At 67.8% G+C, this 22,388-nt stretch carries 19 protein-coding genes and 1 pseudogene; 9 read left to right on the top strand and 11 right to left on the bottom strand.

Annotated features, from left to right (window positions below; translation table 11 throughout):
- Window positions 1–8: 8 nt before the first annotated feature.
- Together EXE47_RS00680 and EXE47_RS00675 are read left to right on the top strand one after the other, a co-directional pair.
- Window positions 9–1,139 carry a hypothetical protein gene (locus tag EXE47_RS00680; RefSeq protein WP_089308325.1) on the top strand — a complete coding sequence of 377 codons (1,131 nt, stop codon included), beginning with the start codon at window positions 9–11 and terminating at the stop codon, window positions 1,137–1,139.
- A 105-nt stretch (window positions 1,140–1,244) separates the two neighbouring features.
- The gene (locus EXE47_RS00675) at window positions 1,245–2,495 is read left to right on the top strand and encodes an MBL fold metallo-hydrolase (protein ID WP_089308326.1); all 1,251 of its coding nucleotides are present in this window, start codon (window positions 1,245–1,247) and stop codon (window positions 2,493–2,495) included.
- Window positions 2,496–2,501: 6 nt separating this feature from the next.
- Here EXE47_RS00675 and EXE47_RS00670 read toward each other — a convergent pair whose 3' ends face one another.
- Together EXE47_RS00670 and EXE47_RS00665 are read right to left on the bottom strand one after the other, a co-directional pair.
- A complete protein-coding gene (locus EXE47_RS00670) occupies window positions 2,502–3,365 on the bottom strand; it encodes a hypothetical protein (protein ID WP_241988199.1) in 864 nt (287 codons plus the stop codon).
- On the bottom strand, window positions 3,362–3,952 hold the full coding sequence (locus EXE47_RS00665) for a transcriptional regulator (RefSeq protein WP_089308413.1): 591 nt from the start codon (window positions 3,950–3,952) through the stop codon (window positions 3,362–3,364). The genes EXE47_RS00670 and EXE47_RS00665 overlap by 4 nt, the downstream gene beginning before the upstream one ends.
- Before the next feature lie 451 nt (window positions 3,953–4,403).
- On the opposite strand from EXE47_RS00665, the gene EXE47_RS00660 reads away from it, so the two are divergent.
- Window positions 4,404–5,219: a hypothetical protein gene (locus tag EXE47_RS00660; RefSeq protein WP_137703501.1), complete on the top strand. Its 816-nt coding sequence runs from the start codon at window positions 4,404–4,406 to the stop codon at window positions 5,217–5,219.
- On the opposite strand, the pseudogene EXE47_RS19340 reads toward EXE47_RS00660, so the two are convergent.
- Window positions 5,219–5,363, bottom strand: a pseudogene (locus EXE47_RS19340) (IS6 family transposase); the annotation flags it as partial. The gene EXE47_RS00660 and the pseudogene EXE47_RS19340 overlap by 1 nt on opposite strands.
- 546 nt (window positions 5,364–5,909) lie before the next feature.
- On the opposite strand from EXE47_RS19340, the gene EXE47_RS00655 reads away from it, so the two are divergent.
- Window positions 5,910–7,487, top strand: coding sequence for a DUF1102 domain-containing protein (locus EXE47_RS00655; protein ID WP_089308328.1), 1,578 nt, complete (start codon window positions 5,910–5,912; stop codon window positions 7,485–7,487).
- Between the two features lie 64 nt (window positions 7,488–7,551).
- Here EXE47_RS00655 and EXE47_RS00650 read toward each other — a convergent pair whose 3' ends face one another.
- Window positions 7,552–7,809, bottom strand: a complete 258-nt coding sequence (locus EXE47_RS00650) for a hypothetical protein (protein WP_049930330.1) — start codon at window positions 7,807–7,809, stop codon at window positions 7,552–7,554.
- Window positions 7,810–7,926: 117 nt separating this feature from the next.
- Between EXE47_RS00650 and EXE47_RS00645 the strand changes: the two genes are divergently transcribed.
- The 4 genes from EXE47_RS00645 to EXE47_RS00630 all read left to right on the top strand — a co-directional run bounded on the left by EXE47_RS00645 (window position 7,927) and on the right by EXE47_RS00630 (window position 11,372).
- On the top strand, window positions 7,927–8,790 hold the full coding sequence (locus EXE47_RS00645) for an inositol monophosphatase (protein WP_089308329.1): 864 nt from the start codon (window positions 7,927–7,929) through the stop codon (window positions 8,788–8,790).
- Between the two features lie 496 nt (window positions 8,791–9,286).
- Complete coding sequence (locus EXE47_RS00640; protein WP_049930326.1) at window positions 9,287–9,817, top strand: DUF5817 domain-containing protein; 531 nt, start codon at window positions 9,287–9,289, stop codon at window positions 9,815–9,817.
- Between the two features lie 65 nt (window positions 9,818–9,882).
- Window positions 9,883–10,902: a PGF-CTERM sorting domain-containing protein gene (locus EXE47_RS00635; RefSeq protein WP_086220236.1), complete on the top strand. Its 1,020-nt coding sequence runs from the start codon at window positions 9,883–9,885 to the stop codon at window positions 10,900–10,902.
- Entirely contained in the window at window positions 10,899–11,372 is a 474-nt protein-coding gene (locus EXE47_RS00630; RefSeq protein WP_137707947.1) for a hypothetical protein, read from the top strand. Before EXE47_RS00635 ends, EXE47_RS00630 begins: the two co-directional genes overlap by 4 nt.
- 39 nt (window positions 11,373–11,411) lie before the next feature.
- Here the strand turns inward: EXE47_RS00630 and EXE47_RS00625 are convergent, their stop codons facing one another.
- Both EXE47_RS00625 and EXE47_RS00620 read right to left on the bottom strand, forming a co-directional pair.
- Window positions 11,412–11,801 carry a hypothetical protein gene (locus EXE47_RS00625; RefSeq protein WP_049930320.1) on the bottom strand — a complete coding sequence of 130 codons (390 nt, stop codon included), beginning with the start codon at window positions 11,799–11,801 and terminating at the stop codon, window positions 11,412–11,414.
- Window positions 11,802–11,919: 118 nt separating this feature from the next.
- On the bottom strand, window positions 11,920–12,759 hold the full coding sequence (locus tag EXE47_RS00620; protein WP_089308331.1) for a cytochrome B: 840 nt from the start codon (window positions 12,757–12,759) through the stop codon (window positions 11,920–11,922).
- Window positions 12,760–13,002: 243 nt separating this feature from the next.
- Here EXE47_RS00620 and ppc point away from each other — a divergent pair, with 243 nt between their 5' ends.
- The gene (ppc, locus tag EXE47_RS00615) at window positions 13,003–15,705 is read left to right on the top strand and encodes a phosphoenolpyruvate carboxylase (protein WP_089308332.1); all 2,703 of its coding nucleotides are present in this window, start codon (window positions 13,003–13,005) and stop codon (window positions 15,703–15,705) included.
- Between the two features lie 14 nt (window positions 15,706–15,719).
- Here ppc and EXE47_RS00610 read toward each other — a convergent pair whose 3' ends face one another.
- From EXE47_RS00610 to EXE47_RS00590, 5 genes are all read right to left on the bottom strand, one after another.
- The gene (locus EXE47_RS00610; RefSeq protein WP_049930314.1) at window positions 15,720–16,196 is read right to left on the bottom strand and encodes an MOSC domain-containing protein; all 477 of its coding nucleotides are present in this window, start codon (window positions 16,194–16,196) and stop codon (window positions 15,720–15,722) included.
- A 258-nt stretch (window positions 16,197–16,454) separates the two neighbouring features.
- Complete coding sequence (locus tag EXE47_RS00605; RefSeq protein ID WP_049930313.1) at window positions 16,455–16,910, bottom strand: 30S ribosomal protein S19e; 456 nt, start codon at window positions 16,908–16,910, stop codon at window positions 16,455–16,457.
- 136 nt (window positions 16,911–17,046) lie between these two features.
- Window positions 17,047–18,390, bottom strand: coding sequence for a hydroxymethylglutaryl-CoA synthase (hmgB, locus tag EXE47_RS00600; RefSeq protein ID WP_089308333.1), 1,344 nt, complete (start codon window positions 18,388–18,390; stop codon window positions 17,047–17,049).
- Between the two features lie 112 nt (window positions 18,391–18,502).
- On the bottom strand, window positions 18,503–20,056 hold the full coding sequence (locus EXE47_RS00595) for a carboxypeptidase regulatory-like domain-containing protein (RefSeq protein WP_089308334.1): 1,554 nt from the start codon (window positions 20,054–20,056) through the stop codon (window positions 18,503–18,505).
- A 459-nt stretch (window positions 20,057–20,515) separates the two neighbouring features.
- Window positions 20,516–22,360 carry a hypothetical protein gene (locus tag EXE47_RS00590; protein WP_089308335.1) on the bottom strand — a complete coding sequence of 615 codons (1,845 nt, stop codon included), beginning with the start codon at window positions 22,358–22,360 and terminating at the stop codon, window positions 20,516–20,518.
- Window positions 22,361–22,388: the final 28 nt, after the last annotated feature.

The raw sequence follows: 22,388 nt of genomic DNA, 5'->3' as shown, positions 1-22,388 counted from the left end.
GACGACAAATGAACCTCGACGAACTCCGATCCGCGCAGGCGAAGGAGCGCCGGAAGGACAGCCTCCAGCACCTGCGGGACTCGTTTTACGACGACGTGGGCGCGTACGTCGCGGACCTGCGCGCCGCGCGCGACCGCCGCGCCGAGCAGGTCGAGAACCCGTTCTCCGACGACGACGTCCGCCGGCTCTCCGACGAGGTGGAGACCGCGGAGGAGGTCGCCGAGGCGCTCTACGAGCGCCGGGTCGGGAAGGTCGTCAAGCTCGCCTCCTTCGCCGCGGCCGACATGTCCGTCGACGAGGAGGGAATGACGTCCGAGGAGCGGCGGCTGTTCGACGACCTCGTCGAGCGCATCAGCGCGAACAAGTCAGCGGTGCTCGACGTGCTCGCGGGCGAGTCGCCGGTCCCGGACGAGTCCGCGACCGCGGACGGCGACGACCGGCCGCTCAGGACCGAGGAGGGGTCCTCGGCCCCCGAAGCGAGGACGCCGGACCCGAGTCGGGCAGACACCGACTCACCCGACGGTGGCCCCGAGCCGTCGGACGCGGACGCGGCTCCCGCCGACCCGGAACCCGAGCCGTCGGACGCCGCTACGGCGTCGGGCGACGCCGGCGCCCTCGCCGGCGCGATGGGCGGCGACGGGGGAGACTCCTCCGCCGACGCCGAGCCGGAGCCGAACGAGGACCGCCCGGCGCCCGACCCCGAGTCCGCGTCCAACGGCGGCGAGGGTCCGACGCCGGTGCCCCCCGAACCGGCGCCTCCGGGAGCGGTCGGGGCCGACGACGCGGCCGACGCCGACGACACGATCGGCGACAGCGCGATTGGCGACAGCGGCACGGTCCCGGGCGATCGCCCCGCGGGAGACACGGACGAGGGGGCCGACCCCGGCGCGACGACGGACGGGGGAGCGATCCCCGAGTCGCCGGCAGGGGGCGGATCGGACGCGGCTGCGGAGCCGGGTGCCGGTTCGAAGCCTGACCGGCCCACCGAGCGAGCCACGGTGCGGATCACCCGCGACGTGGGAGCGATCTTCGGCGTCGACGAGCGGGAGTACGAGCTCGCGAGCGAGGACGTGGTCTCACTGCCCGTCGAGAACGTCGATCCGCTCGTCCAGCGCGACGCCGCCGAGCGGATCGACTGACCGCGGTCGGCGAGGTCGGTCGCCCAAGTGAGTGACTCACTGCGGTCGACAGCGCCGCTCGGCCGACCGACGGACACTAACGCCAGCGGCCGCTACGGTCCCTCGATGGAGATCGAGTTCCTCGGCGGCGCCCGCGAGGTGGGGCGGAGCGCCCTCCTCGTCGACGACGCGCTGCTCGTGGACTACGGACTGATGACCGCGGAGCCGCCGCAGTACCCGGTTCGCGATCCCGAGCCCGACGCGGTCGTCGTCTCGCACGGACACCTCGACCACGTCGGCGCGGTCCCCGCGCTGCTGAAGGGCGACCGCCGCCCGCCGATCCACTGGACGCCGCCGACCGGGGAGCTCGCGCGGACGCTCGCCGAGGACACGCTGAAGCTCCACGGGAACAGCCCGCTGTGCCCGTTCGGCGCCGAGCACGTCGCGCGGTTGGGCGAAGTGGAGGTGCGACACGGCTACGGCGACCCCTTCCCGGTCGCGGGCGGGATCGACGGCGGCGGCTACGAGGTGACGCTGTTCTCGGCCGGGCACATTCCGGGCTCGGCGCACGTCCTCGTCGACGACGGAGACACTCGGCTGCTGTACACCGGCGACTTCCACACCGACGACCAGCGGCTGGTCGCGGGGACGACGGCGCGCCCCGACGCCGACGCGGTGATCTGTGAGTCCACCTACGCGGACGTGACGCACGAGGACCGCGCCGCGGTGGAGTCGGCGTGGGCCGAGCGCGTCGAGCGGACCCTCTGGGAGGGCGGCACCGTCGTCGCGCCCGCGTTCGCCATCGGCCGGACGCAGGAGATGCTCCTCGTCGCGGCCGCGAACGACCTCACGCCGTACGTGGACGGGATGGGCGTCGGGGTGACGGAAACGCTCCGGCGGTACCCGTCGTTCCTCCGTGACGCCGACGCGTTCGGGGAGGCGGTCGGGCAGGCGCGCGTCGTCACGGGCCGCGACGGCCAGCGGAAGCGGGTCGCCGCCGAGAGCGCGCTGATCGTCACCACCTCCGGGATGCTCGCGGGCGGCCCGGTCCAGACGTACCTCCCGGAGATCAGGACGAGCCCGACGAACCTCGTGACGCTCACGGGGTATCAGGTGGAGGGGACGCCCGGCCGCGAGCTACAGGAGCGCGGGCAGTTGGAGCTGAACGGGCAGGTCAGGCCCGTGAGCGCGCGGGTGGCGTCGTACGACTTCTCCGCGCACGCCGACCGCGAGGGGCTGGAGTCGTTCCTCGACGCGTACCGGGACGCGCGCGTGCTGGTGAACCACGGCGACCGCTGCGAGGCGTTCGCCGCGGACCTGCGCGCGGACGGGGTCGACGCGAGCGCGCCCGAGGTCGGCGAGCGAATCGAGCTGTGAACGGGGTCACTCGTCCTCGACGACGGACGTGTTCCGGACGGTTTCGGCGTCGAGCGGAACCCCCGTTCGTCTGACGCCGGGGCCCTCTCTCGGAGCGACGTGGTTCGCTCCGTTCCACCCCGGGTGGAAGTACGCGACCCCCTGCTCGGGGAACGCGACGCCGACGATCCGCTCGTTCGACGCGTTAGTCGATAGCTGCGGCCGCACTGGACTCGACGGATTCAGGCTCGCGACAGTTTCAGACCGGAGACTCCCCTCGGAACCGTTCGCACCCGGGACGGAGTCGGTGAGCCAAACGGTCGCCTCGACGGTCGCGCGTTCCCCGCCCGCCTCGACGAAGGCGTTCCCGACGCCCGCGTACCGGACGCCGGTCACCATCGAGCTCGTCGGGACGCAGGTGACGGTGTGGACGCGGCTGAGCGAGACGCTCACCCCGCCGCCGTTCCCGTCGACCTCGAAGACGAGCGGGACTCGCTCCCGCACCGGGCAGCGCAGGGTGACGTCGACCGCGGCGGCGGCGCCCTCGTCGAGCGACGAGGGGGAGTCGACTGACTCGATCGTCGCACGTGGCGATCCGGACGGCGCGATCGATACGTCGACGTCGATGTCGTCGAGGCCGCTCCCGAACCGGTTGCGGTACTCGACGACTGCCGTCAGCTCTCCGTCGCGGACCTCGTCGCTGAGCGGCGCGTAGCCGAGGTACGCGCTCGTGTCGTTCGTCACGGTGACCGCGAGCCCCCGCTCGGCCTCCATCGCGGTGAATCCGGCGGTGCCGAAGACCAGTCCGACCGCAGCGGTGAACGCGAGCACGAGGCTCAGCGCGCGGAGGGGCCGCACGCGGGTCGACGACATCCGGGCCGGGATACTCATTCTCGCCGGCGGATTTCGGGTGGTTTCTCCGTGTTTCCGAGGCGTGCTTGGCGGCCGATCACGTGGTGAGCGACCGAAGAGATTCCGAAGACGGTTGCAGTGAACACTCCCACGTCGATCGCTTCGAGCCCGGCGAACCCCGGCGTTCCCGTAGCGACGGCGAGCAGGAGCGAAGCGGCGAGGCCCGCGAGCCCGACGTAGTAGAGGCTCCACGGGATCTCTCTGCTCCGGAGTACCTCGACGTAGATGTCGAGCTCCTCGAGTTCGGGCGTCGGCGCGACGAGGTTCTCCTCGTCGTCGATCGTGACCACGTTCTTCTCCTCCAGTTTCGGCAGGTGCGTCCGCTGGAGGGTGCTATACACGTTCCGTCGGTCCTCGTACCGGACCTCCTCCGGATCGACGCCACGCTCCCACGCGGTGACGTGCGTGGAGAGATCCGAGACCTCGACCGGCTCGTCCGCGCGCTTGAGCGCGTGGATGACGAACCGGCGGCGCCTGTTCGACAGCAGTTTGAAGATCTCGTCTTCGGACAGTTCGCCGCCGCCGTTTCGCCCCGCCCCGTAGGTCGTTGTCGCTGTGGAGAGCATCGATGTGATCACCTGGTTCCGCGCCGGCGGGTCCCCCTCCCGTGAACCGGCGATTTTCGCTTATAATGTGTGATTGTGTCTATCATAAATAGGTTGGATAATTAACCTGTTAATTTAAGAAACGTGATGAGAAAACGTTCGGCTCGTCGGTTCCTCGAGAGACAGTTGAACCGCGGAGCGGGGTCGTCGCGGGTTTTCAGGGAGTGTTTGAGACGCGGCGAGCGCTTCAGGTGCCGGCTTCAGCGTCTCCACGTCGGGTTCAAGCGCGGCTCGATACGGGCCGCGAGGAGCGGTCGACCCGTATTGAGGCGCTCACGTCGCGTTATCGAGCCCGGTGCGTGATCGTGTCGAGAATTTCATAACGAAGTACCATGCCCCGTATGGATTATCCGAGCGCTCCCGGCCCGGACGACCGGGTTGCGGGGGTGCGCGAACACAGGTGAGATACGACATGGAACGACGCAAATTCCTGATCGGTATGGGATCGCTCGCTGCCGGCGGGGCAGCTGCAACGGGGACTGGTGCGCTGGATACCGTCCGTACCGAACGGGGGATGGCAGTCGATGTCGCAGGAGACGGAGCAGCGTACCTCGGTATTATTCCGAACACGGATTCCGAGTTCGTCGACACGGTCAATACCAACGGTCAAGTCAGACTTGATTTCGCTAGCGACCACAACGGGGGTAAAGGCGTCAACACTGACGGAGTTACGTCAGCCCGCCCGGCGTACACGCTAAAGAATCAGACGACCAATGACCTCTACGTTGAGGTCGCCAACCCACTCCGGAACCCGGAATACACCAGTCCTGCTACTAACGACGCGTTTACGGGCCAAAGCGGCAACCGAGAAGTTGATGTTCCTGCAGGAGTTGACGTACAGTTCATTGCAGCTACTTCCGATTTTATTGATCCAAACAGTTCGGGAGGCAGTGTGGCGCTCATCGATCGAGACACTGCACCGAATTTCAACAGCGGTAATTTCAATGATCCGTCAGGTAACGTTTCAGCACGGACAAAGATCCCGAGCTACGCAGGCAATTATAACACACTCGGCGATGATAGCAAGACGGGCCATCTCCTGCTTGGGGCTGGTGAAAGCATCGAAGTCATTGCACGCGTTATTGTGAACAGCGAATTGTATGAACTCAGCGGTCCAGAGAAGGAAAATGAACTTTTCTCTGGCCAGTTCTTGGCTGTCGAAGCGTACAGTGAGCAGGATGCGACGACGCTTGAGGCACAGACAAACATCTCCAGTCTAGCGCCGTAAACGGAAACGGTATGCCGAAGTGGTAGTCCAACCACATGGAGCTGGATACCGAGCCTCATCACCGGCTCGGGCGTCGCTTCTCGCTCCAGAAAATCTAAACCGGTACAATCAATCTCCCTTCTTGATGCGGTCGAACGAGCGCATGAACCACTTGATCTTTTTACCGCCTCATTCTGCGACCTTATGTTAATACCGCCGCAGGCTCAGGACAGAAACCAGAGCCCAGCCGCTCGGTACTACGACACAGAGGTTAGTCGCTGAGGATTCTAATACTCCGTCGCGAGGAGCGTACACGCTCGCTTTGGTCCCCTCAGTCACTCGCGTTGCTCGCTTCCTGCGACCTTTCTGTCGCCTGTGTGCTCCTCGTGACAGTAAGGCATTACTCGCCTCAAGTAGCCGATATCAACATCCATTTTGAATCCCATCCCGCGGCGCAAAGCCCCCACGCGTCGCGGCTCACTTTCGGTCGTCGCGTCTCTCGCGGACTCCTCAAACCCTACTGGGCGCTTGAAGGCGTGCCACCACACGACAAGTAATCATCGCATATGCTGTATTGACAACACCGAGGCAAGAATTATCACTGTTGAAAATTTCAACAGGAGCTTAGTGTCTTATTTGAGAACAATCGATCCTCAATACGCTATCGAGGACAGATTACTTTGGTGTCTATAATCCCTCTATCTCTCTGTGATGACGACTCGGGGTTCGGCGACGACGCTAGTGACGCTCGCCGGGATTACAGCGATCGCCCTAATTCTCTCCACAGGAGCCGCATTTGTCGACCAGCCCACCGACCCCATCACCGACGACGTCGCCCTCCAGCCCGGCGACAACCCCTACGCCTACCTCGACGAGAACGGCGAACTGGCGATCGACATCACCGAGGACAACCCCCGGATCGAACACGAGGGCATCAACGTCGACGCTGTCGCCATCCAAGACGGCCTCTTCTATATCACCTACGACGGGAACGCGACCGCCGAGGCGTGGATCGAACACGAGGGCACGGGCGTCACCTTCGTCGTCGACGGCGAGTCGGTCGAGAGCCCCGAGCGGGCCGCGCGGCTCACGCCCGAGAACGACGCGGTGCCGGTGGGCGTCGAAATCGACACCCGTATCGCCGAGATCGCGCCGGGCGACCGACTCATCGACGAGATTGCGGTCCACGCCAGAGTCGCGGAGCCGGAGGAACCGTCCGGCGGGGAGGACTCGAGCGACGACGGCGACGAAGGCGACGACCCGAGCCTCACCACCGACCCGATCGTCTCGGTCGCTCGCGCGTCCCCGAGCGTCCGAGAGGTGACGCTCCGGTCGGTCGTCGGCGGGGACGAGACCGCGGTCGACCTGCGGGGGCTCCGCGTCGGCGACCCCGCGATCCGGCTCGACCGGCTGACGTTCGTCCGGGAGTCGCCCGGCGACGTCGAGTTCGCGGTGCGGGGACTGAGCGACCGGCCTGCGGAGGCGCCGCCGCCACCGCCTGGCGTCGACCCCCTCGGGTACTACGCGGTCGAGTTCGCGGAGCCCGGCCAGCCGGTCGCGGAGGCGACCGCCGAGATCGTCGTGGACCGCGACCGGCTCGCCGCGGCCGGGGTCGCCCCCGAGCGGGTCGCCGCCTACCGCGAGACCGAGACGGGCTGGGAGCGCGCCGAGATGCGCGTCGTCGACGAGGGGAGCGAGACGGTCAGGCTGCGGGCCGCCACCGAGGAGTTCTCCGCGTTCGCGGTCGCGGCCGAGCGCCCGGCGCTGGCCCCGACCGAGACGAACCTCTCCGACGAGGAGGTCGCGCCTGGCGAGCCCCTGACGGTCGCGGTCGACATCGAGAACCGCGGGCCGGCCCCCGCAAGGGACGAGACGATCCGGGTCGAGACTGCCGACGCCGAGGCGGTCGCGAGCGACGAAGCGGTCGCGGTCGATATCGGCCCGGGCGCGACGGCGACCGAGTCGGTGACGGTTCGGTTCAGTGAGCCGGGGGAGTACGACCTCGTTCTCGCGGGCGAGGCGGTCAAGACGAGAGCGACCGGGGACGGTCCGATCCTCGGATCCGTCACGGTGACGGATCAAGCGGAGGGCTCGGGCGACGACGGAACCGAGTTTGACGCCGGAGACAGAGTAGGGAACGGCGACGATGGAGCGCCGGGATCGGCGGACGACGGCGGCGGGTCGAATCCAGAGCTGTCCGAGTTCGATCTCAGCGACCTCGCGGGGCTCGCGGCGCTCGTCGGGATCGTCCTCGCGACGCTATTCCTAGTTCGGCGCGCGCCGCGGTGATCGCCGTGGGTAGCGGTCGAGACAAGAGACGCGAGAGAAGAGCCGGACCGCGAGGCTAACGTTCCTACTCCCCGCCGTCGGTGTACGCCCAGTCGTCGAGGACGCGCTCGGCGGCCGCGTTCGCCTCCGCCGGGGAGGGGCAAGAGCCGTCGACGACCTCTTCAGAGAGTTCGCCCGCGAGGTCGTACACCGCGGCCCCGTCGGCGCGCTCGGCGACGCGCTCGAAGGTGGGCCGGTAGCCGGCGGCGGCGCGCTGACCGATCTCGTCGAGCGAGGCGTCGATGGTGTACTCGAGCTGACGGACCGCTTCCTCGGGTTTCATATCCAATTGTCCGACTCCGACCTACTTAAATGTACTCGGATTCGGAACTGAGTTAATTTCGACTCGCGCCCCGCGTCGAACCGACGTTTATACTCCGCGGCGGCGTCGACTGGGCGCATGACCGACGCAGACGAGCGCGGCGCCGATTCGGGCGGGCGCGAGGAAGTCCCCGCTCCCGCGGCCCGCGCGGGCGACGTCGACGAACGCGCCGCGGTCGCGAAGCGTGCCGCGGAGGCGGGCGCCGCGGTGGCGAACGAGGGCTTCCGGAGCGACATCGCGGTGGAGACGAAAGGCGAGGACGACGTGGTGACCGAGGCGGACCGCGCCGCCCAGCGCGCCGTCATCGAGTCGATCCGCGAGTCGTACCCCGACGACGCGGTCGTCGGCGAGGAAGAGGACGAGCGCAAGACGGTCCCCGAGTCGGGCCCCGCGTGGGTGATCGACCCCATCGACGGAACCCACAACTACGTCCGCGACATCCGCGTGTGGGCCACCGCGGTCGCCGCCGTCGTCGACGGCGAGCCGGTGGCGGCGGCGATCGTCGCGCCCGCGCTCGGCGACACCTACATCGCCGACGCCGAGGGCGCGTACCGCAACGGCGAACCGATCGCGGTGAGCGGCGTGACCGAGACCCGGCACGCGACCGTCGACCCGACGATCTGGTGGGAATACGACGCCCGCGACGAGTACGCCCGCGCCTGCGAGGCGATTGTCACCCGCTTCGGCGATATGCGCCGGCTCGGCGCGGCGCAGGTGGTCCTGCCCACCGTCGCCGCCGGCGGGCTGGAGGGGACGATCACGAACGTCGCGGCGAACCCGTGGGACACGGTGGCGGGCGTCTTCGCGATCCGACAGGCCGGCGGGCGCGTGACGGACTTGGACGGGAACCGCTGGCGGCACGACTCGACCGGGCTGGTCGCCTCGAACGGCGCACTCCACGACGAGGTGCTCGCGGCCGCGAACGAGATCGAATCAGACTGATAAGCGGAGTCCGTAGTCGTTGCTGGTCAGTGCCGAGTCGTTAGGTGATAAATCGAGGTCGCCGATCGGTGGATAGCCGCCGTATCCGTTCAGTTATAACTGGCTGATAGCGGATCGACGGCGAACACCGCCGAAGCCACAGTCGCTTGTTTATAAATGACTGGTGGCGGATCGACGGCGAACACCGCCGAAGCCCCAGTCGCGAGGACGACGCACGCTCGTTGCGCTCCTCGCTCGTTCGCTTCGTTCACTCGCTGCGGTGCTTACGTCGCCTGCGTCGTCCTCGCGACTGCCCCTTCGAGTCCCGCCCCGCACCGCGCCTCACGCCTCCCCAGCCTCGTCGCTCGCTTCGCTCGCGACTCCCTCGCGCGTGCTCCTCGCGGCCGCCGGAGGCGGCCACTCGGAGGCACGCGCCACGGCATCGTGTTGGGTTGTCGAGGGCCCGGCCGCGTCTCGGAGCCGAGGGTTCAACTTCGGGGCCGGCGAACCCCGTCGCATGTACGCGGTCGTCGGCTGTAACGAGTGCGCCAACATGTGGCTGGTCACGGACCCGGAGACGAGCGAGACGGCGAAGTGCTCGCGGTGCGGCAAGACCCACCGGACCGCCAAGCTCAAGCGCTTCTTCGAGTCCGAGGAGCGCGCGGCGGCCCGCCAGGCGCGGTCCGCGCTGCTCGCCAAGAAGCGCGGCGACAGCGCGGCGTTCGCCGAGGTGGACCACGTCGCCGACCTCGAGGCCGCCGTCGAGGACGCCGGCATCGGCGACCGCGAGTACCTCGAGTCGTCGGGCATCGACGCCGACGCCGTCGACGAGGCCGCCTCGCGCGCCGAGGGCGGCGGGGGCGGCTCCCGGAGCCGCACCGAGGTCGTCCGGGACGCGGTCGACGCCCTCGACGACCCGACAGAGGCGGCCGTCGTGGATCGCGCCGCGGCCGACGGCGTCCCCGCCGACGCGGCCCGCGAGATCCTGACCCGCCTCGCGCACCGCGGCGAACTCACCGAGTCGAACGGGCGGTATCGCCTCCTCTGAGCTCGGTTCCAAGCGCAGACGCCGACTGGACAAAGCACTTATATGACGCTCGTGAGGGGTCGCGTATGGACACCCGCACGGCCCTCCTGGCGGCGGCCGCCGCCCTCCTCGTCGCGAGCGCGGTCGGCGCCGTCGCCGTCCCCGGCGCGATCACCGACCCGCGGGAGACGAACGAGCCGCCCGGCCGGATCGACGTCGCCGGCGCGACCGTCGCGCCCGGCGAGGTGCGCGGCGAGACCGCCGAGCTCCGGCTCGGCACCGACCTCCGCCACCGCGGCTCGACGGTCGAGAACGTCACGGTCCGCCACCGCGCGATCGGCAGCGAGTCCGGCCTCCTCGTCGACGAGACCACGGTCGACGTGGGCGACGTCGACTTCGAGGGGGAGCAAACGGTCAACGGCACGGTCGACGTCGAGCGCGAGGGGGGCTACCGCATCGAGACGGTCGTCTTCGCGGACGGCCAGCGCCGCGAGGAACAGACCACTCGCGTCGGCGGCGTCGCGGCGCTCACGCCCGACTACGCGGACACGAGGGTCGGCTTCACCGACGGGACGGTCTGGCCGACGGTCGCCGTGAGCGTCACCGAGGCCGACAACGAGACGGCGACGCTGTCGGCGTCGATTTCCGTGACGAACCGCGGCGACGAGCCGAGCGACGACGTCGACCTCCGGCTCTACCTCCGGCAGGCGGAGTCGAACGTGATCGCCGGGGAGGCGACGGAGACCGTCGGCACCGTCCGCCCCGGTCGCACCGACACCGTGACGGCGACCGTCGAGGTGCCGAACGGCTACAACTACTACGTCGACGCCGCGCTGTTCGACGACGACGTGCTCGTCGACGAGACGCAGGGCGTCGCGAACCTGAACCCGCAGGAGACCCTCTCCGCGAACGAGACGGTCCGCGACGTACAGTTCACCGTCGAGGACTTCGAGCGCGGCGAGGGGGGCGTCGGCGGCGACAGTGCCGGTGACGACGGAGCGACGCGAGACGGCGGCGCCAGCGGCGACGCGACGCCCGGTTTCGGCCCGCTCGTCGCGCTCGTCGCGCTCGTCGTCACGGCGCTGCTCGCACGGAGGCGACGATGACTGACGAACCGCCGCGTGCTGATACGACCGACGAACCGCCACGTGACGGCCCGAGCGACGACCGCGCGACTGCCGACGACGACCGCACCCGCGACCCACCACAGCCAATGACAGACGACACCGACGCGACCGACCGCACGGAAACGGGTCCCGACCGGACGGACCCGGAAGAGACCGACACAGACTACTGGACAGAGCCGGCCGGCTCCGGCGGCTTCGGCCGCCTCTCGACCGACGACCTCCGCGGGCTGCTCGACCGCGTCGGGCTGGCAGTGCTGTCGCTGCTCGCGGTCGTGGCTGGCTGGGGGTTCTACAGCCAGTCCGGCAACGCGATCCGCACGTGGTTCGATCCGGCCTACCAGTCCGTGGCGCTCGCGGTGTTCAACCTCGCGGTCCTGCTCGTCGCGCTCGCGGGCGTGGCCCACCAGCTCCGTCGGATCCGCTCGGCGGAGTCCGGCGGGTCCGAGTAGACCGGCGCCGGAGACAGCCGGCGACGACGAGCCGGCCCGCTACTCATCGGGGATCTGCTCGGTGTCCGTCGGGATTTGTTCCACCTGCCCCGCGAGCGTCGCGGCGTCGCCGGCGACGGTGGAGGGCTCGACGCCGGCCTCGCCCGCGACCAGCCTGACGTGTGCGGCGAGCAGCGCGAGCGCGCGGAGTCCCGCCCCCTCCGGGTCGTCGTCGGTGCGCTGGGCGAACGTGGTGTCGACCTCGCCGTCGCGGACGACGCCGACGTGGACCGCGTCGATGTCGTCGCCGTCGAGCAGGTCGCGGGCGCGGGCCAATTCCGCCTCGAAGTCGTCGCTCGCGGGGGCGTCCGCACCGCCGGCGGCCGCGGATCGGTCGTCGTCGCCGGCGGCCTTGGAGACGGACTCGTCGGAAGCGGGGTCGTCGCTCATGTCATTCCCTCGGACGAGCGAGGTGAAAAGCGCGGCGACGACTTACACGAGACGTCCGAGGGACGAGCGGAGAGGAGGGCGGAGCCGCGACAGGGCGGGGTTACTCCTCGGGCTGGGATTACTCTTCGGGTCGGGGACGCGCGATGAACAGCGCCTCCTCGATGGTGAACGGGTCGTACGTCGACTGGTGGCAAACGCAGTACGAGCCGTCGGCGGCGTCGTAGCGGGCCGACTCCTCTAGCTCCTTGTAGCCCGGAATACAGCAGAAGTGGGTACAGACGTTGAGGTACGCCATGAACCCCTGATCGGTCGAGGCCTGGAGCCACTCGTCGTTCTGGGCCGCCTCCTCGATCTCCGGCGAGCGGATCACGATCGCGTTGAGGTTCGTATCGGAGTCCTCGGAGCGCCACGTGGTCATCGCCGGCTTGCCGACGCCGTCGCTGCCGATCCCGTTCCCCCACTCCTCGTAGTCGTCGAAGTCGTCGATGTGGATCCGGTCGCCGCCCGAGTAGGTGTTCGACTGCCAGTCGTACGGCGGGCCGCTCGCGGCGCGGAACAGGTTGTCGGACTCGAAGTTCGGCTGGACGTTCTCCTGCGACTCGACGCCGCAGTACTGGAACCACGCGCCGGAGTAGGTCGTCCCGCCGAGCTCCTCTTGTGCGACCTCGATCTCCTGTCCCTCCTGGGTGATGGTCGTCGTCTCGGGCCAGATGCCCTCAATGTACCCGTCGTCGTTGACCTGAACCGGGATCTGCGGGAGCCCGCGGGGCGCCGGACCGCCGGTCTGCGCGATGGTCTTCGCGATCGTCGACCCGCCGCCGACGCCGCCGGCGGTCGTCAGGGTGTTCACGGTCGCCGACCCCATCGCGCCGACCCCAGCGAGGGCCGCGCCGCCGACGACGCCCTTCACGAAGCGTCGCCGCCCGGACTCAGACGGATACTTATCGGACGCACTCATGCTCGCTACTGAGGTTGGATCGGTAAAAAGGGTGACGAACCCTCCACAGCGGCGAGAATCGGAGCCATTCCGGGTCGACGGCGACGCTTCGGAACCGGGCCGCGCCCGGGACCGACGAGTCGCCGCCGCCATCGCCTCCGGCCGGGGTCGGCAAGGAACGTTCGTGATCGAATTTACTCGGAACCGGGGCAAGCATTCGTCTAGCCCACGGATTTAACCGATCCCGACCGAACTGTCTGTGGTATGAAGTTGCATAATCGGGACGTGCGGACGGACGTTCGAGAACTCGGGGCGCTGGTGGGAGACGTCCTGGCCGCACAGGCGTCGACGGACGCGTACGAGACGGTCGAGACGCTGCGGAACGCGGCGATCGATTACCGGCGGGGAGACGCCGCGGACCGGGCCGCCCTCCACGAGGCGGTCGCCGACCTCTCGACGACACGCGAGGAGGTCGTCGCCCGCGCGTTCACGACGTACTTCGAGCTCATCAACCTCGCCGAGGAGCGCGAGCGCGTCCGCGCGGTCCGGAACGCCGACGACGGGACCGCCCTCCACGACTCCTTCGACGCGACGATAGCCGAGTTCGCCGAGGCCGGCGTCGACGCAGACGAACTGGAGGAGCTGCTCGCCGACGTGCTCATCGAGCCGACGTTCACCGCTCACCCCACGGAGGCCCGGCGGTCAACCGTGAAGTCCAAGCTCCGCTCGATCGCGAACCACCTCGGCGAGCTCGACGAGCGCAACCTCACCGACCGCGAGCGGCGCGCCGTCTGGCGCGACGTCACCGCCGAGGTAACCAGCCTGTGGGGCACCCGACAGGTCCGCCAGCGGGCCCCCGAGCCGGAAGACGAGGCGCGCAACGTCCAGTGGTACCTCGAGAACACGCTGTTCGACGTCGTCGGTGACGCCTACGAGGAGTTCGAGGAGACCATCTCGAAGGAGTACGACGACGTCGACTGCCCCAAGCTCTTCGAGTTCCGCTCGTGGGCGGGCTCCGACCGCGACGGCAACCCGTTCGTCACCCCCGAGGTGACCGACGAGACGCTCGAACGCCAGCGCGAGGTCGCCGTCGAGAAGTACCGGGACCGCTGTAAGCGGCTCTCCGCGGTGCTGAGCCAGGACGGCGACCGGTACGCCGACGGCGACGCGCTCGCGGAGTCGCTCGCGGCCGACGCCGAGCGGTTCCCGACCGTCGTCGAGGAGGCGCGCGAGCGGTACCCCGACGAGCCGTACCGGCAGAAGCTCCGGCTGATGCGCGAGCGCCTCGACCGCGTCAACGACGTCCGGCCGGGCGAGTACCCCGACGGCGACGCGTTCCTCGACGACCTCGACGTGATCGCCGAGTCGCTCCGCGAGGACGGACAGGAGTCGGTGCTGGAGTCGTTCGTCGAGCCGTTCCGCCGGCAGGTCGACACGTTCGGGCTCACGCTGGCGTCGCTCGACCTGCGCGACCACCGCGAGAACCACACCGAGGCCGTCGCCGAGGCGGTCGCGGCCGAGGGCGTCGACTACGCCGAGATGGACGAAGACGAGCGCGTCGACTTCCTCACCGAGGCGATCCTCCAAGAGGACCCGGTCGTCGACGTCGACGAACCCGGCGACGTCTCCGAGACGACGGAGCGCGTCCTCCGCCGGTTCGCGTCGTTCGCGGGCTGGCAGGACGAGTACGGCCAGCAGGCGATAGACACCTACTGTATCTCGATGACGGAGGAACCCAGCCACGTGCTGGAGGTGCTCTTCCTGGCCGACCAGGTCGGCGTCGTCTCCTTACCCGACCACTGCGCGGTCGACGTCGTCCCGCTGCTCGAGACCGAATCGGCGCTCAACGGGGCCGAACGCATCCTCGGTACCCTCTTCGAGAACGAGGCGTACGCGGCCGCGCTGAAGGCACGCGACGAGGTCCAAGAGGTCATGCTCGGCTACTCCGACTCCAACAAGGAGAACGGGTTCCTCGCCGCGAACTGGGACCTCTACGAGAACCAGCGCCGGATCGCCCGGTTCTGCCGCGAGGAGGAGGTCACCCTCCGGCTGTTCCACGGCCGCGGCGGCTCCATCTCGCGCGGCGGCGGCCCGATGAACGAGGCGCTGACCGCGCTCCCGAACGAGACCGTCACCGGACAGGTGAAGTTCACCGAGCAGGGGGAGGCGATCGCCGAGAAGTACGCCAACCCGCGGATCGCCGAGCGCGAGCTCGAACAGATGCTGGACGCCCAGATCCGCGCCCGGAAGGAGGCGAACGAGGAGCCGGTCGAGAACGTGCCGGACCGCTGGGTGGAGGCGATGGAGGTCATGGCGCCCGCCGCCCGGGAGACGTACCGGGACCTGCTGAACAGCGACGGATTCGTCTCCTACTTCGAGCAGGCGACGCCGATCAGCGTCGTCGAGGACCTCAACCTCGGCTCCCGGCCCGCCTCCCGCTCCGGCGAGCGCAGCGTCGAGGACCTCCGCGCGATCCCGTGGGTGTTCTCGTGGACCCAGACGCGGCTCATCCTCCCCGGCTGGTACGCGATCGCCTCGGGGATCGACGCCTACCTCGACGAGGTCGGCGAGGAGGAGGGGATGGAGACGCTCCGCGAGATGTTCGACGAGTGGCCGTTCTTCCGGACCACGCTCGACAACGCCTCGCTGGCGCTCGCGCGCACTGAGCCGGAGATCGCCGCCGAGTACGCCGACCTCGCCGACGACGAGCTCCGCGAGCGCTTCTTCCCCGAACTCGTCGACGAGTACGAGCGCGGCCGCGAGCTAGTGTTGTCGATCAGCGGCCGCGACCAGCTGCTCCGCCGCGAGTGGCTCGAAGAGAGCCTCGACCGCCGGAACCCCTACGTCGACCCCCTGAACCTCCTCCAGGCGAACCTGCTCGGACGCACCCACCGCACCGACGAGGAGGAGCGCACCCTGCGGCTCACCGTCAACGGCATCGCCGCCGGGATGAAAAACACCGGATAACCCGGGGTCGGTCGCTACCAGACGATCTCGTCGCCGACCGCTACCGTTCCCGACTCCACGATGCGGGCGTCGAGCCCGCCGCGACCGTCGAGCGCGGTCACCGCGTCGGACTCCTCCGCGAGATCGGCCATGTAGCCGCAGGGCTCGCAGCGACCCGTCCCCTCGACGGTCGCTTCGCCGACCCGGAACCGCTCGCCGACGAGCTCCCCGAGGTCGACACCACGCGTCGTGACGTTGCGCCGGTGCGCGCCCGCCTCTAGGTCGACGCCGTGTTCGGCGGCCGCGGCCGCAAGCGTCTCGGCCTCAATCAGCGTGATGTCGCTCGGCTCCAACTCCGACTGCTCGTTGTAGATCCCGTCGCCGTCGAAGTAGCGGTCGCCGCGGAGCCCGCGGTCCGCGACCGCCTCGACCGCCTCCCGGGGCTCCGGGTCGCCGCCCGTCCCAGAGGCGACGTGAATTCGTTCGACCGTGCCGACGCGTGACTCCGTCATGCGCGACTCACGCCGGCACTCCGAGACGCGGGATCAAGAAGGTAGCGGGGGAGCGACCGAAGGAGAGCGTCCGAGGAGAAGAAGGCCGACGCGTATGTGTCGATTTACCCGATATCAGATTTTGTATAGCGGTGTTTGGTTTACGACGTGCGCAACGGGCGAACTCGCGAGACGAAGCAGCCGCTTGCGAGACGCGTGCGATGTGACCGAGAAAGCAGTCGCTACGGCGGTAAAGCGGCCAGAAACAGAGATATCGGTTTACGCGTAGCGTTCGAGTTCCGGACGGTCGAGGTCCTCGAAGACCTCGGTCGCGACCTCGGAGAGGAACGCCTCGCCCTCGTCGGAGAGGCGGCGACCCTCGCCGGAGGCGGTCGTGACGAGCCCGTCCTCTTCGAGCGCCTGGAGCGACGAACGGATGAGCTTACGCGAGCCCCCCTCGTGCTCGCCGGGGCGGACGATGTAGCGATTGGAGCCGCGCTTCTTCGAGCCGTACTCGGTCGCGAGTCGCTCGATGCCGATCGGCTCGTTCTGCGCGACCTTTCGCAGGAGGCTCGCGGATCGGACGTACCAGAAGTCGTCCTGCTCCGGCGGGAGCTCCTTGCCTGCGCCGCTTTTGGCGAACTCGACCCAGTCGGGCTCTTCGATCCGGTCCTCGAGGCGGGCGGCGACGGCCTCGATGAGGTCGTCGGCCGGCACGTCGTAGATGGTCACCATTGTGTGTCGATTCACGCCAGCGTCGTTTAAAAGCATCGTATCGCGAACGACCCGTGTGAGCCGTTTTCACGGGATTGCGGGCCGCTGCGGATGACTCACGGTTCGGTGAGCGTGCCGGTCAGCGGCGGTCGCGGCGCTACTCGGCGTACTCGTACTGGCGCTCGTTCATCCGCCCCCAGCCGGTGAAGACGAACTCCCCGTCGGGCTGGGTGAACTCCTCGACCTCGCGCCCGAGGTCGGCGTCGTACTCGTGGACGTCGTGGACGTCCTCGTACTCCTCCCACGTCAGGTCGTAGCGGGCGTCGAGCTGGTCGTCGATGTCGAGCCTCTCGATCTCGGCGCGCCACCCCTCTCGGATCGTCTCGGCGTGGATCTCGGCCTGCGCGCCCGAGCCGTAGGAAGCGACGAGTAGCGTGTCGCCGACGAACTCGCGGTCGCGGGTCAGGGCGTCGCGCAGGGCGCTCACGCGGGCGATGTGGACCGAGCTCGTGTACCAGTTGCCGACCTCGCGCGAGAGCCCGAGCGTCGGCTCGACGGCCGTGTCGTACCACGTCCGGTACTGCTCAGTCGTCTTCAGCTCGTCCATGTACCCGCGGATCGCCTCCTCGTAGGCCTCCCGGTCGTCGTACTCGCCCTCGCGGGGCTGGCGGCCGATCTCGTCGGCGAGCGCGTCCTCGTGTGCTGTATCGCGGATGACGTGACGGTAGGCGAGGAGCGCCGCCTTCCGGACCATGCCGGGGAACGGCGTGTGGAACGGCGCGTACGCGAAGTCTTCCAGCTCGATGTCGTCCGTGACGGACTCGTAGTCTTCGAGGGCCTCGCGCATCCGGGAGAGGTACACCTGGACCGACCGCTTCCCGTCGACGCTGGGGAACTGCTGGTTCGGCTTGAGGAAGTCAGTCTCGTCCTTCGAGCCGTACCCCTGGTCCGTCGAGAGCTCGACGATCGAGGGGTCCTCGTCGATCAGCATCGCGACGGCGCCGGCGCCCTGCGTCGCCTCGCCGGGGTCACCGCGAGCGTACAGCGCCGTGTCCGTGGTGATGACGAGCGCGGGGCGGTCACGGTTCCGGCCGGCGCGGATCCAGTTGTACGCGTCGTCAATGGCCTGCGTTCCGGCGAGGCAGGCGAACTTGCGCTCGCCCTTGTTGGCGTGGGTGAAGTCGCCGTCGTACACCTGTTCGAGGCAGCCGGCGATGTACGTCGACACGGGCTTCGAGTGGTCGAACGCCGACTCGGTGGCGACGTCGATCCGGCCGACGTCCTCGGGTTCGAGCCCCTTCCGGTCCATCAGCCCCTTCGCGGCGTTCGCGCCCATCGTGACGATGTCCTCGTACACGTCGGGGAACGAGGAGTTGGTGAGCCCGAGCCCCTTCGTGTACTTCTCGGGGTCGTCGCCCTTCTCCGGCGCGAACGTGCCCGGCAGGTCGAGTTTGAGCTTCCCGGTCCAGATCTCGATGCCGTCGATCCCGACTGCGGTCATACACGGACGTTCATGCGGCCGGCATATGGCTTTGTCGATGAGAAGTACGTTGATTGTGGAACACAGGCGGAGACTCTAGCGAGGAAGCGGGATGCGAGCGCGGCGATCGGCCTCAGTCCTCGTCACCGGCTTCAACGGTCGGATCGGGAGCGAACCACGCGCCGTCGGTCGTGACGGTTCCGCCGTCAGACGCGATCGCGATCGCGCCGTCGGATCCGAGCGCGGTCGCCTGGGCGCTGAACACGCCGTTCGTGAGGTCGATATCGTCCGCGGCGGACAGGTCGACGTCGCCGGGAGCCACGAGCGCCGTAGTGGTGACCGTAGCCCCGCGGGCGGCGATTCGGCCGCCCGAGTCGATATCGATGTCGCCGCCGGACAGACCGAGCCAGCCGGTGAACGAGGCGTCTATCCTCGCGCCAGCGATTGAGACATCCCCGTCCGCGTCAAGGTCGACCGACTCCGCCGACAGCAAGACCCCATCTCGAACCGTGATGCGGTCGGCCTCAGCAGAGAATTCCCCACGGATCTCTGCGTCGTCAAAGATGACGAGGTGGCCGTCAAACTCACCGCGATCCGCCAACTCCGCCGCAGAGAACGTCTCGTCGGCGGTCCCGTCCCCGTCACGGTCGACGTACGCGACGCCGTCGCTCTCGGGAGCAAGCACTTCGACGGTCGTCGTCGCCGTGTCGTTCTCGCTCGCGACCGCGAGTTCGACCGTTCCGACGTCCGTCGGGTCGGGACGCCACGTGATGGAGAGCTCTCGCCGCTCGCCGCCGGGGAGCGTGAGTGGCTCTGACTCGACGACAGCGCCGGCCACGGAAAAATCGATCCGCTGGGTCCCCTCCTCGTCGCCGACGTTCTCGACGGTCGCGTTCACGGTGACCGGCTCGGTACCGACGACGCGAGCCTCGGTATCGTCGATCCGGACCTCGAACTCGGCGGGTTCGATGGGATCGAGCGTGACGTTGACAGTCTTCGTCCGGTTGGCTTCGACGGTGACGGACCGTGTCACCGCGAGGAAACCGGGCGCGGTCACTGAGAGGTCGTACTCGCCCGGTGCGAGCCCGTCGATACGATATCCCCCACCGGATCCGGTCCGGGTCTCGGCGACGCGACCGGCGCCGTCGACGACGACCGTCGCGCCCGAGAGGGGAGTGGCCACCTGCCGAAGTCCGAGCGACGCACCCGAGGCGACCCGCATCGACCTCGCGCCGGGGCCGAGGACGGTCCCCTCGATCGCGCCGGTCTCGACGCTCGGTTCGGGCGCCGGCGTCAGCGTCGCCCGCTCGATCTCCCCGCCCGAACCGTCGTGGTAGAGCCGGACCTCGTTCGACGCGTTCGCGACGAGCGCGTCCGAAAACGTGCGGCGGTCGCCCGGACCGAACTCGCCCGGCGGGGGCGCGAACGGGTAGCGAGTCGCGTTGCCGTCCGTCCTGACGACGACCGTCAGCTCGTCGTTCGGGAGCGCGTCGCCTCCCAAGTGGTCGACCCGGAGGTCGCTCCCGTCCGCGCTCAAGTCCGCGGAGACGACAACCTCGTCGACGTTAGATCCTACGCCGCCGACGTAGGCAACCCCGATCGCGCTGGCGCTCACGACGAAGACGGCGAGCAGGAGGATGATTCCGACCGTCTCGGACTGAGCGCGGGCGGTTGCGGGGCGAGGCATAGAGAGAACAGTCAGGTCAACTATTTCCGGTGCGGTATTTTATTATGCGGTCGCAGATATCAACAGCGATAAGCGTAGAAACTGAGACTTACTGCTACCCAACTAGCCGTTGGTAGCCCACTGAGAGTTCATCGCTGTTCCGGCGTGCCTCGTATCAGACTGTGACGTTCTGTTGGAATCGATTCTTTTCAGATCGAGAGAGGTATCTGAGTCCCATTCAGTCAGTGTTCGCGAACCGAGTTTGGTGTCGACTTCCTGCTAAATAACGATTTGATCCCAGCCAATTTATTTCAAGATCAGCCGTTTTTACGCATAGTCTCAGCTACTCGGTTAGATCTTAATACCGCGTTCTTTACCGCGGTCGCAATTGATCGCTCGTGAACTTGAATTACCTTTTGATAAAATACGTCGGTCATGGAGAGATGGCCCGATATAATCCCGTCAGCTGAGGCCGTTCGGTTAGAGGGTCAGCAGGAATGTCTTACTGCTCCCATCACTAAATTGGAGAGTTAGTTCGACGTTTGCCTTGTTCATGTTCGCGTTCTGGTTACCGTCCCTGAACTGGCCGAGCCGGACGTCCGCGCTGTTTCCGCCCGTGATCTGGAGCGTAGGGCTCAGCGTCGCCGTAGTGCCGACATCAATTTGCCCGCTGACTAACGTGGTGTCAGTTCCAGCATTGACGAACGTGTCACCTTCGGTGTCTTCGACGTTATCGACATCGGTATTCCCTGTGTTGGTCTCAACTGACTCAACTGTGATGTCGGTTATTTCGATGCTTTGTGTGTCCGGACCGGACGATCCGATGGTGAACGTGACATCGTTGTTTCCACCCGCCGTGTCTTCTCCGGTTACAGTCGTGCGGTCGGCCATCGTTCCTTGACCGCTCTCGATGACTCGCACCAGGAGTCTATCGACATCGTCACCCGCTGCTGCGTACACGTGGAATTCATCACCGACGTCCGCGTTGTTCGGGGAGAAGACGAGGGTGTCAGAGCCGTCGTGTTCTGGAGATGATAGTGGGTTCAAACTCGGAGAGCCCCCGTTTTGTAGCGGTGCGAAAGAATAATCTATTGTGGCGTCGTTAATCAGGTCCCCGCTCTGTCGGTCAAATATCTGAACTTCGAGATCCGTATCGGTGTTCTCAGTGGCGTTCACCGGCGAGGATGGTATCCACCTGACATCGAACGTCTGATTTCCGGCTGTGCCGCCGCCCTCTGACACGTCGAAGGTGACCCGCTCGTAGGTCGGCCCGCCGGTCCCGTTGATCGTCGCGATGAGGGCCTCGGTCTCGTTAACTTCGAAGAACGCGCGCCCCCCGTCGCCGGTGGTGCGGTTCGCGCCGTCGAACGCGACCGTCGCGTCGGGCACCGGGTTGTTGTACCGGTCGCGCACCTCGACTGTGACCGTCTCTCCGACCGCGGCGCTCTCGGAGCCGACCGGCACGACGTACGCCGGCTCCGTCTTTCCGGTCGCGTCGAGCGACACCTCGGAGAGCGCCAGCCGATAAGGATCCGAACCGTTCGCCAGCGTGACGTTGATCGCCTCGCCGGTCGCGTTCCGCGTTGCGGTCGCGCCCGCCGGGAGCGCACCATTCCAGCGCTCCGCGAGGGCGGAGGCGTTCCCGACCGCGGTCGGGAGTTCGAGGGTGATCTGCCCGCCTCTCGGTTCGAGCGGAACCGTGGTGTCGCTCGCGGAGACGGCGCGCGGGTCGACGCTACGCGGAACGACGCCGGTTTCCGACACCGAGCCGCTCAGCGCGGTCAGCGAGATCCGCTCCTCGGAGACGACCGTCTGGCCGGTCCGGAGCAGGACCGCGTCGTCGAACTCGGCGGCGACGACGGAGTGCTCGTAGACGAGTTCGGGGGCGCCGTCGAACTCGTTGTACTCCGCGTCGTAGCGGAGCGAGCGCGTCTCGAACGAGGGACTCGTGTTCCAGAAGTCGCGGGCGTTCTGGTGGGCGCCGTCTCCGACCGTCGCGTTCAAGACCCGTATCGGCCCCGTCGGCTCCGTTTCGAGCGACCCCGACACGGGCGGCGGGTTGATGAAGAACGTCCGGGCCGGGTACCGCGTGCCGAGGCGGACCTGCGTCGACCCGGTCGAGCCCGTCGAACCGGCGCGGAGGACGTCGTTGCGGAGGTCGCCGAAGTCGTCCTCGACCTGCTGGCTGTGTTCGAACTCGACGTTCGCGTTCTCCGTCGGGACGACTTGAATCTGGAAGATTCCGAGCGCAACGATCAGGAACCCGAACAGGATCACCGTCCCGACCACGACCGACTGGCCTCGACGGTCGCGACTGAATCGCATTGTGCGGTGTCGACGCCGAGCGGGTATA

It is taken from the genome of Halorubrum sp. GN12_10-3_MGM (assembly GCF_005435235.1).
GTDB lineage: Archaea > Halobacteriota > Halobacteria > Halobacteriales > Haloferacaceae > Halorubrum > Halorubrum ezzemoulense.
This window is presented reverse-complemented; position numbering and strand designations above follow the sequence as displayed.

Excerpts from the sequence above, each read along its gene's own strand:
- EXE47_RS00620 (WP_089308331.1), bottom strand. The coding sequence starts at position 12,759 with ATGAGTGCGTCCGATAAGTATCCGTCTGAGTCCGGGCGGCGACGCTTC.
- EXE47_RS00590 (WP_089308335.1), bottom strand. The coding sequence starts at position 22,360 with ATGCGATTCAGTCGCGACCGTCGAGGCCAGTCGGTCGTGGTCGGGACG.
- EXE47_RS00655 (WP_089308328.1), top strand. The coding sequence starts at position 5,910 with ATGACGACTCGGGGTTCGGCGACGACGCTAGTGACGCTCGCCGGGATT.
- EXE47_RS00605 (WP_049930313.1), bottom strand. The coding sequence starts at position 16,910 with ATGGTGACCATCTACGACGTGCCGGCCGACGACCTCATCGAGGCCGTC.
- EXE47_RS00595 (WP_089308334.1), bottom strand. The coding sequence starts at position 20,056 with ATGCCTCGCCCCGCAACCGCCCGCGCTCAGTCCGAGACGGTCGGAATC.
- EXE47_RS00630 (WP_137707947.1), top strand. The coding sequence starts at position 10,899 with ATGACTGACGAACCGCCGCGTGCTGATACGACCGACGAACCGCCACGT.
- EXE47_RS00625 (WP_049930320.1), bottom strand. The coding sequence starts at position 11,801 with ATGAGCGACGACCCCGCTTCCGACGAGTCCGTCTCCAAGGCCGCCGGC.
- EXE47_RS00640 (WP_049930326.1), top strand. The coding sequence starts at position 9,287 with ATGTACGCGGTCGTCGGCTGTAACGAGTGCGCCAACATGTGGCTGGTC.
- EXE47_RS00680 (WP_089308325.1), top strand. The coding sequence starts at position 9 with ATGAACCTCGACGAACTCCGATCCGCGCAGGCGAAGGAGCGCCGGAAG.
- EXE47_RS00635 (WP_086220236.1), top strand. The coding sequence starts at position 9,883 with ATGGACACCCGCACGGCCCTCCTGGCGGCGGCCGCCGCCCTCCTCGTC.
- EXE47_RS00675 (WP_089308326.1), top strand. The coding sequence starts at position 1,245 with ATGGAGATCGAGTTCCTCGGCGGCGCCCGCGAGGTGGGGCGGAGCGCC.
- EXE47_RS00670 (WP_241988199.1), bottom strand. The coding sequence starts at position 3,365 with ATGAGTATCCCGGCCCGGATGTCGTCGACCCGCGTGCGGCCCCTCCGC.
- hmgB (WP_089308333.1), bottom strand. The coding sequence starts at position 18,390 with ATGACCGCAGTCGGGATCGACGGCATCGAGATCTGGACCGGGAAGCTC.
- EXE47_RS00665 (WP_089308413.1), bottom strand. The coding sequence starts at position 3,952 with ATGCTCTCCACAGCGACAACGACCTACGGGGCGGGGCGAAACGGCGGC.
- EXE47_RS00610 (WP_049930314.1), bottom strand. The coding sequence starts at position 16,196 with ATGACGGAGTCACGCGTCGGCACGGTCGAACGAATTCACGTCGCCTCT.
- EXE47_RS00645 (WP_089308329.1), top strand. The coding sequence starts at position 7,927 with ATGACCGACGCAGACGAGCGCGGCGCCGATTCGGGCGGGCGCGAGGAA.
- EXE47_RS00650 (WP_049930330.1), bottom strand. The coding sequence starts at position 7,809 with ATGAAACCCGAGGAAGCGGTCCGTCAGCTCGAGTACACCATCGACGCC.
- EXE47_RS00660 (WP_137703501.1), top strand. The coding sequence starts at position 4,404 with ATGGAACGACGCAAATTCCTGATCGGTATGGGATCGCTCGCTGCCGGC.
- ppc (WP_089308332.1), top strand. The coding sequence starts at position 13,003 with ATGAAGTTGCATAATCGGGACGTGCGGACGGACGTTCGAGAACTCGGG.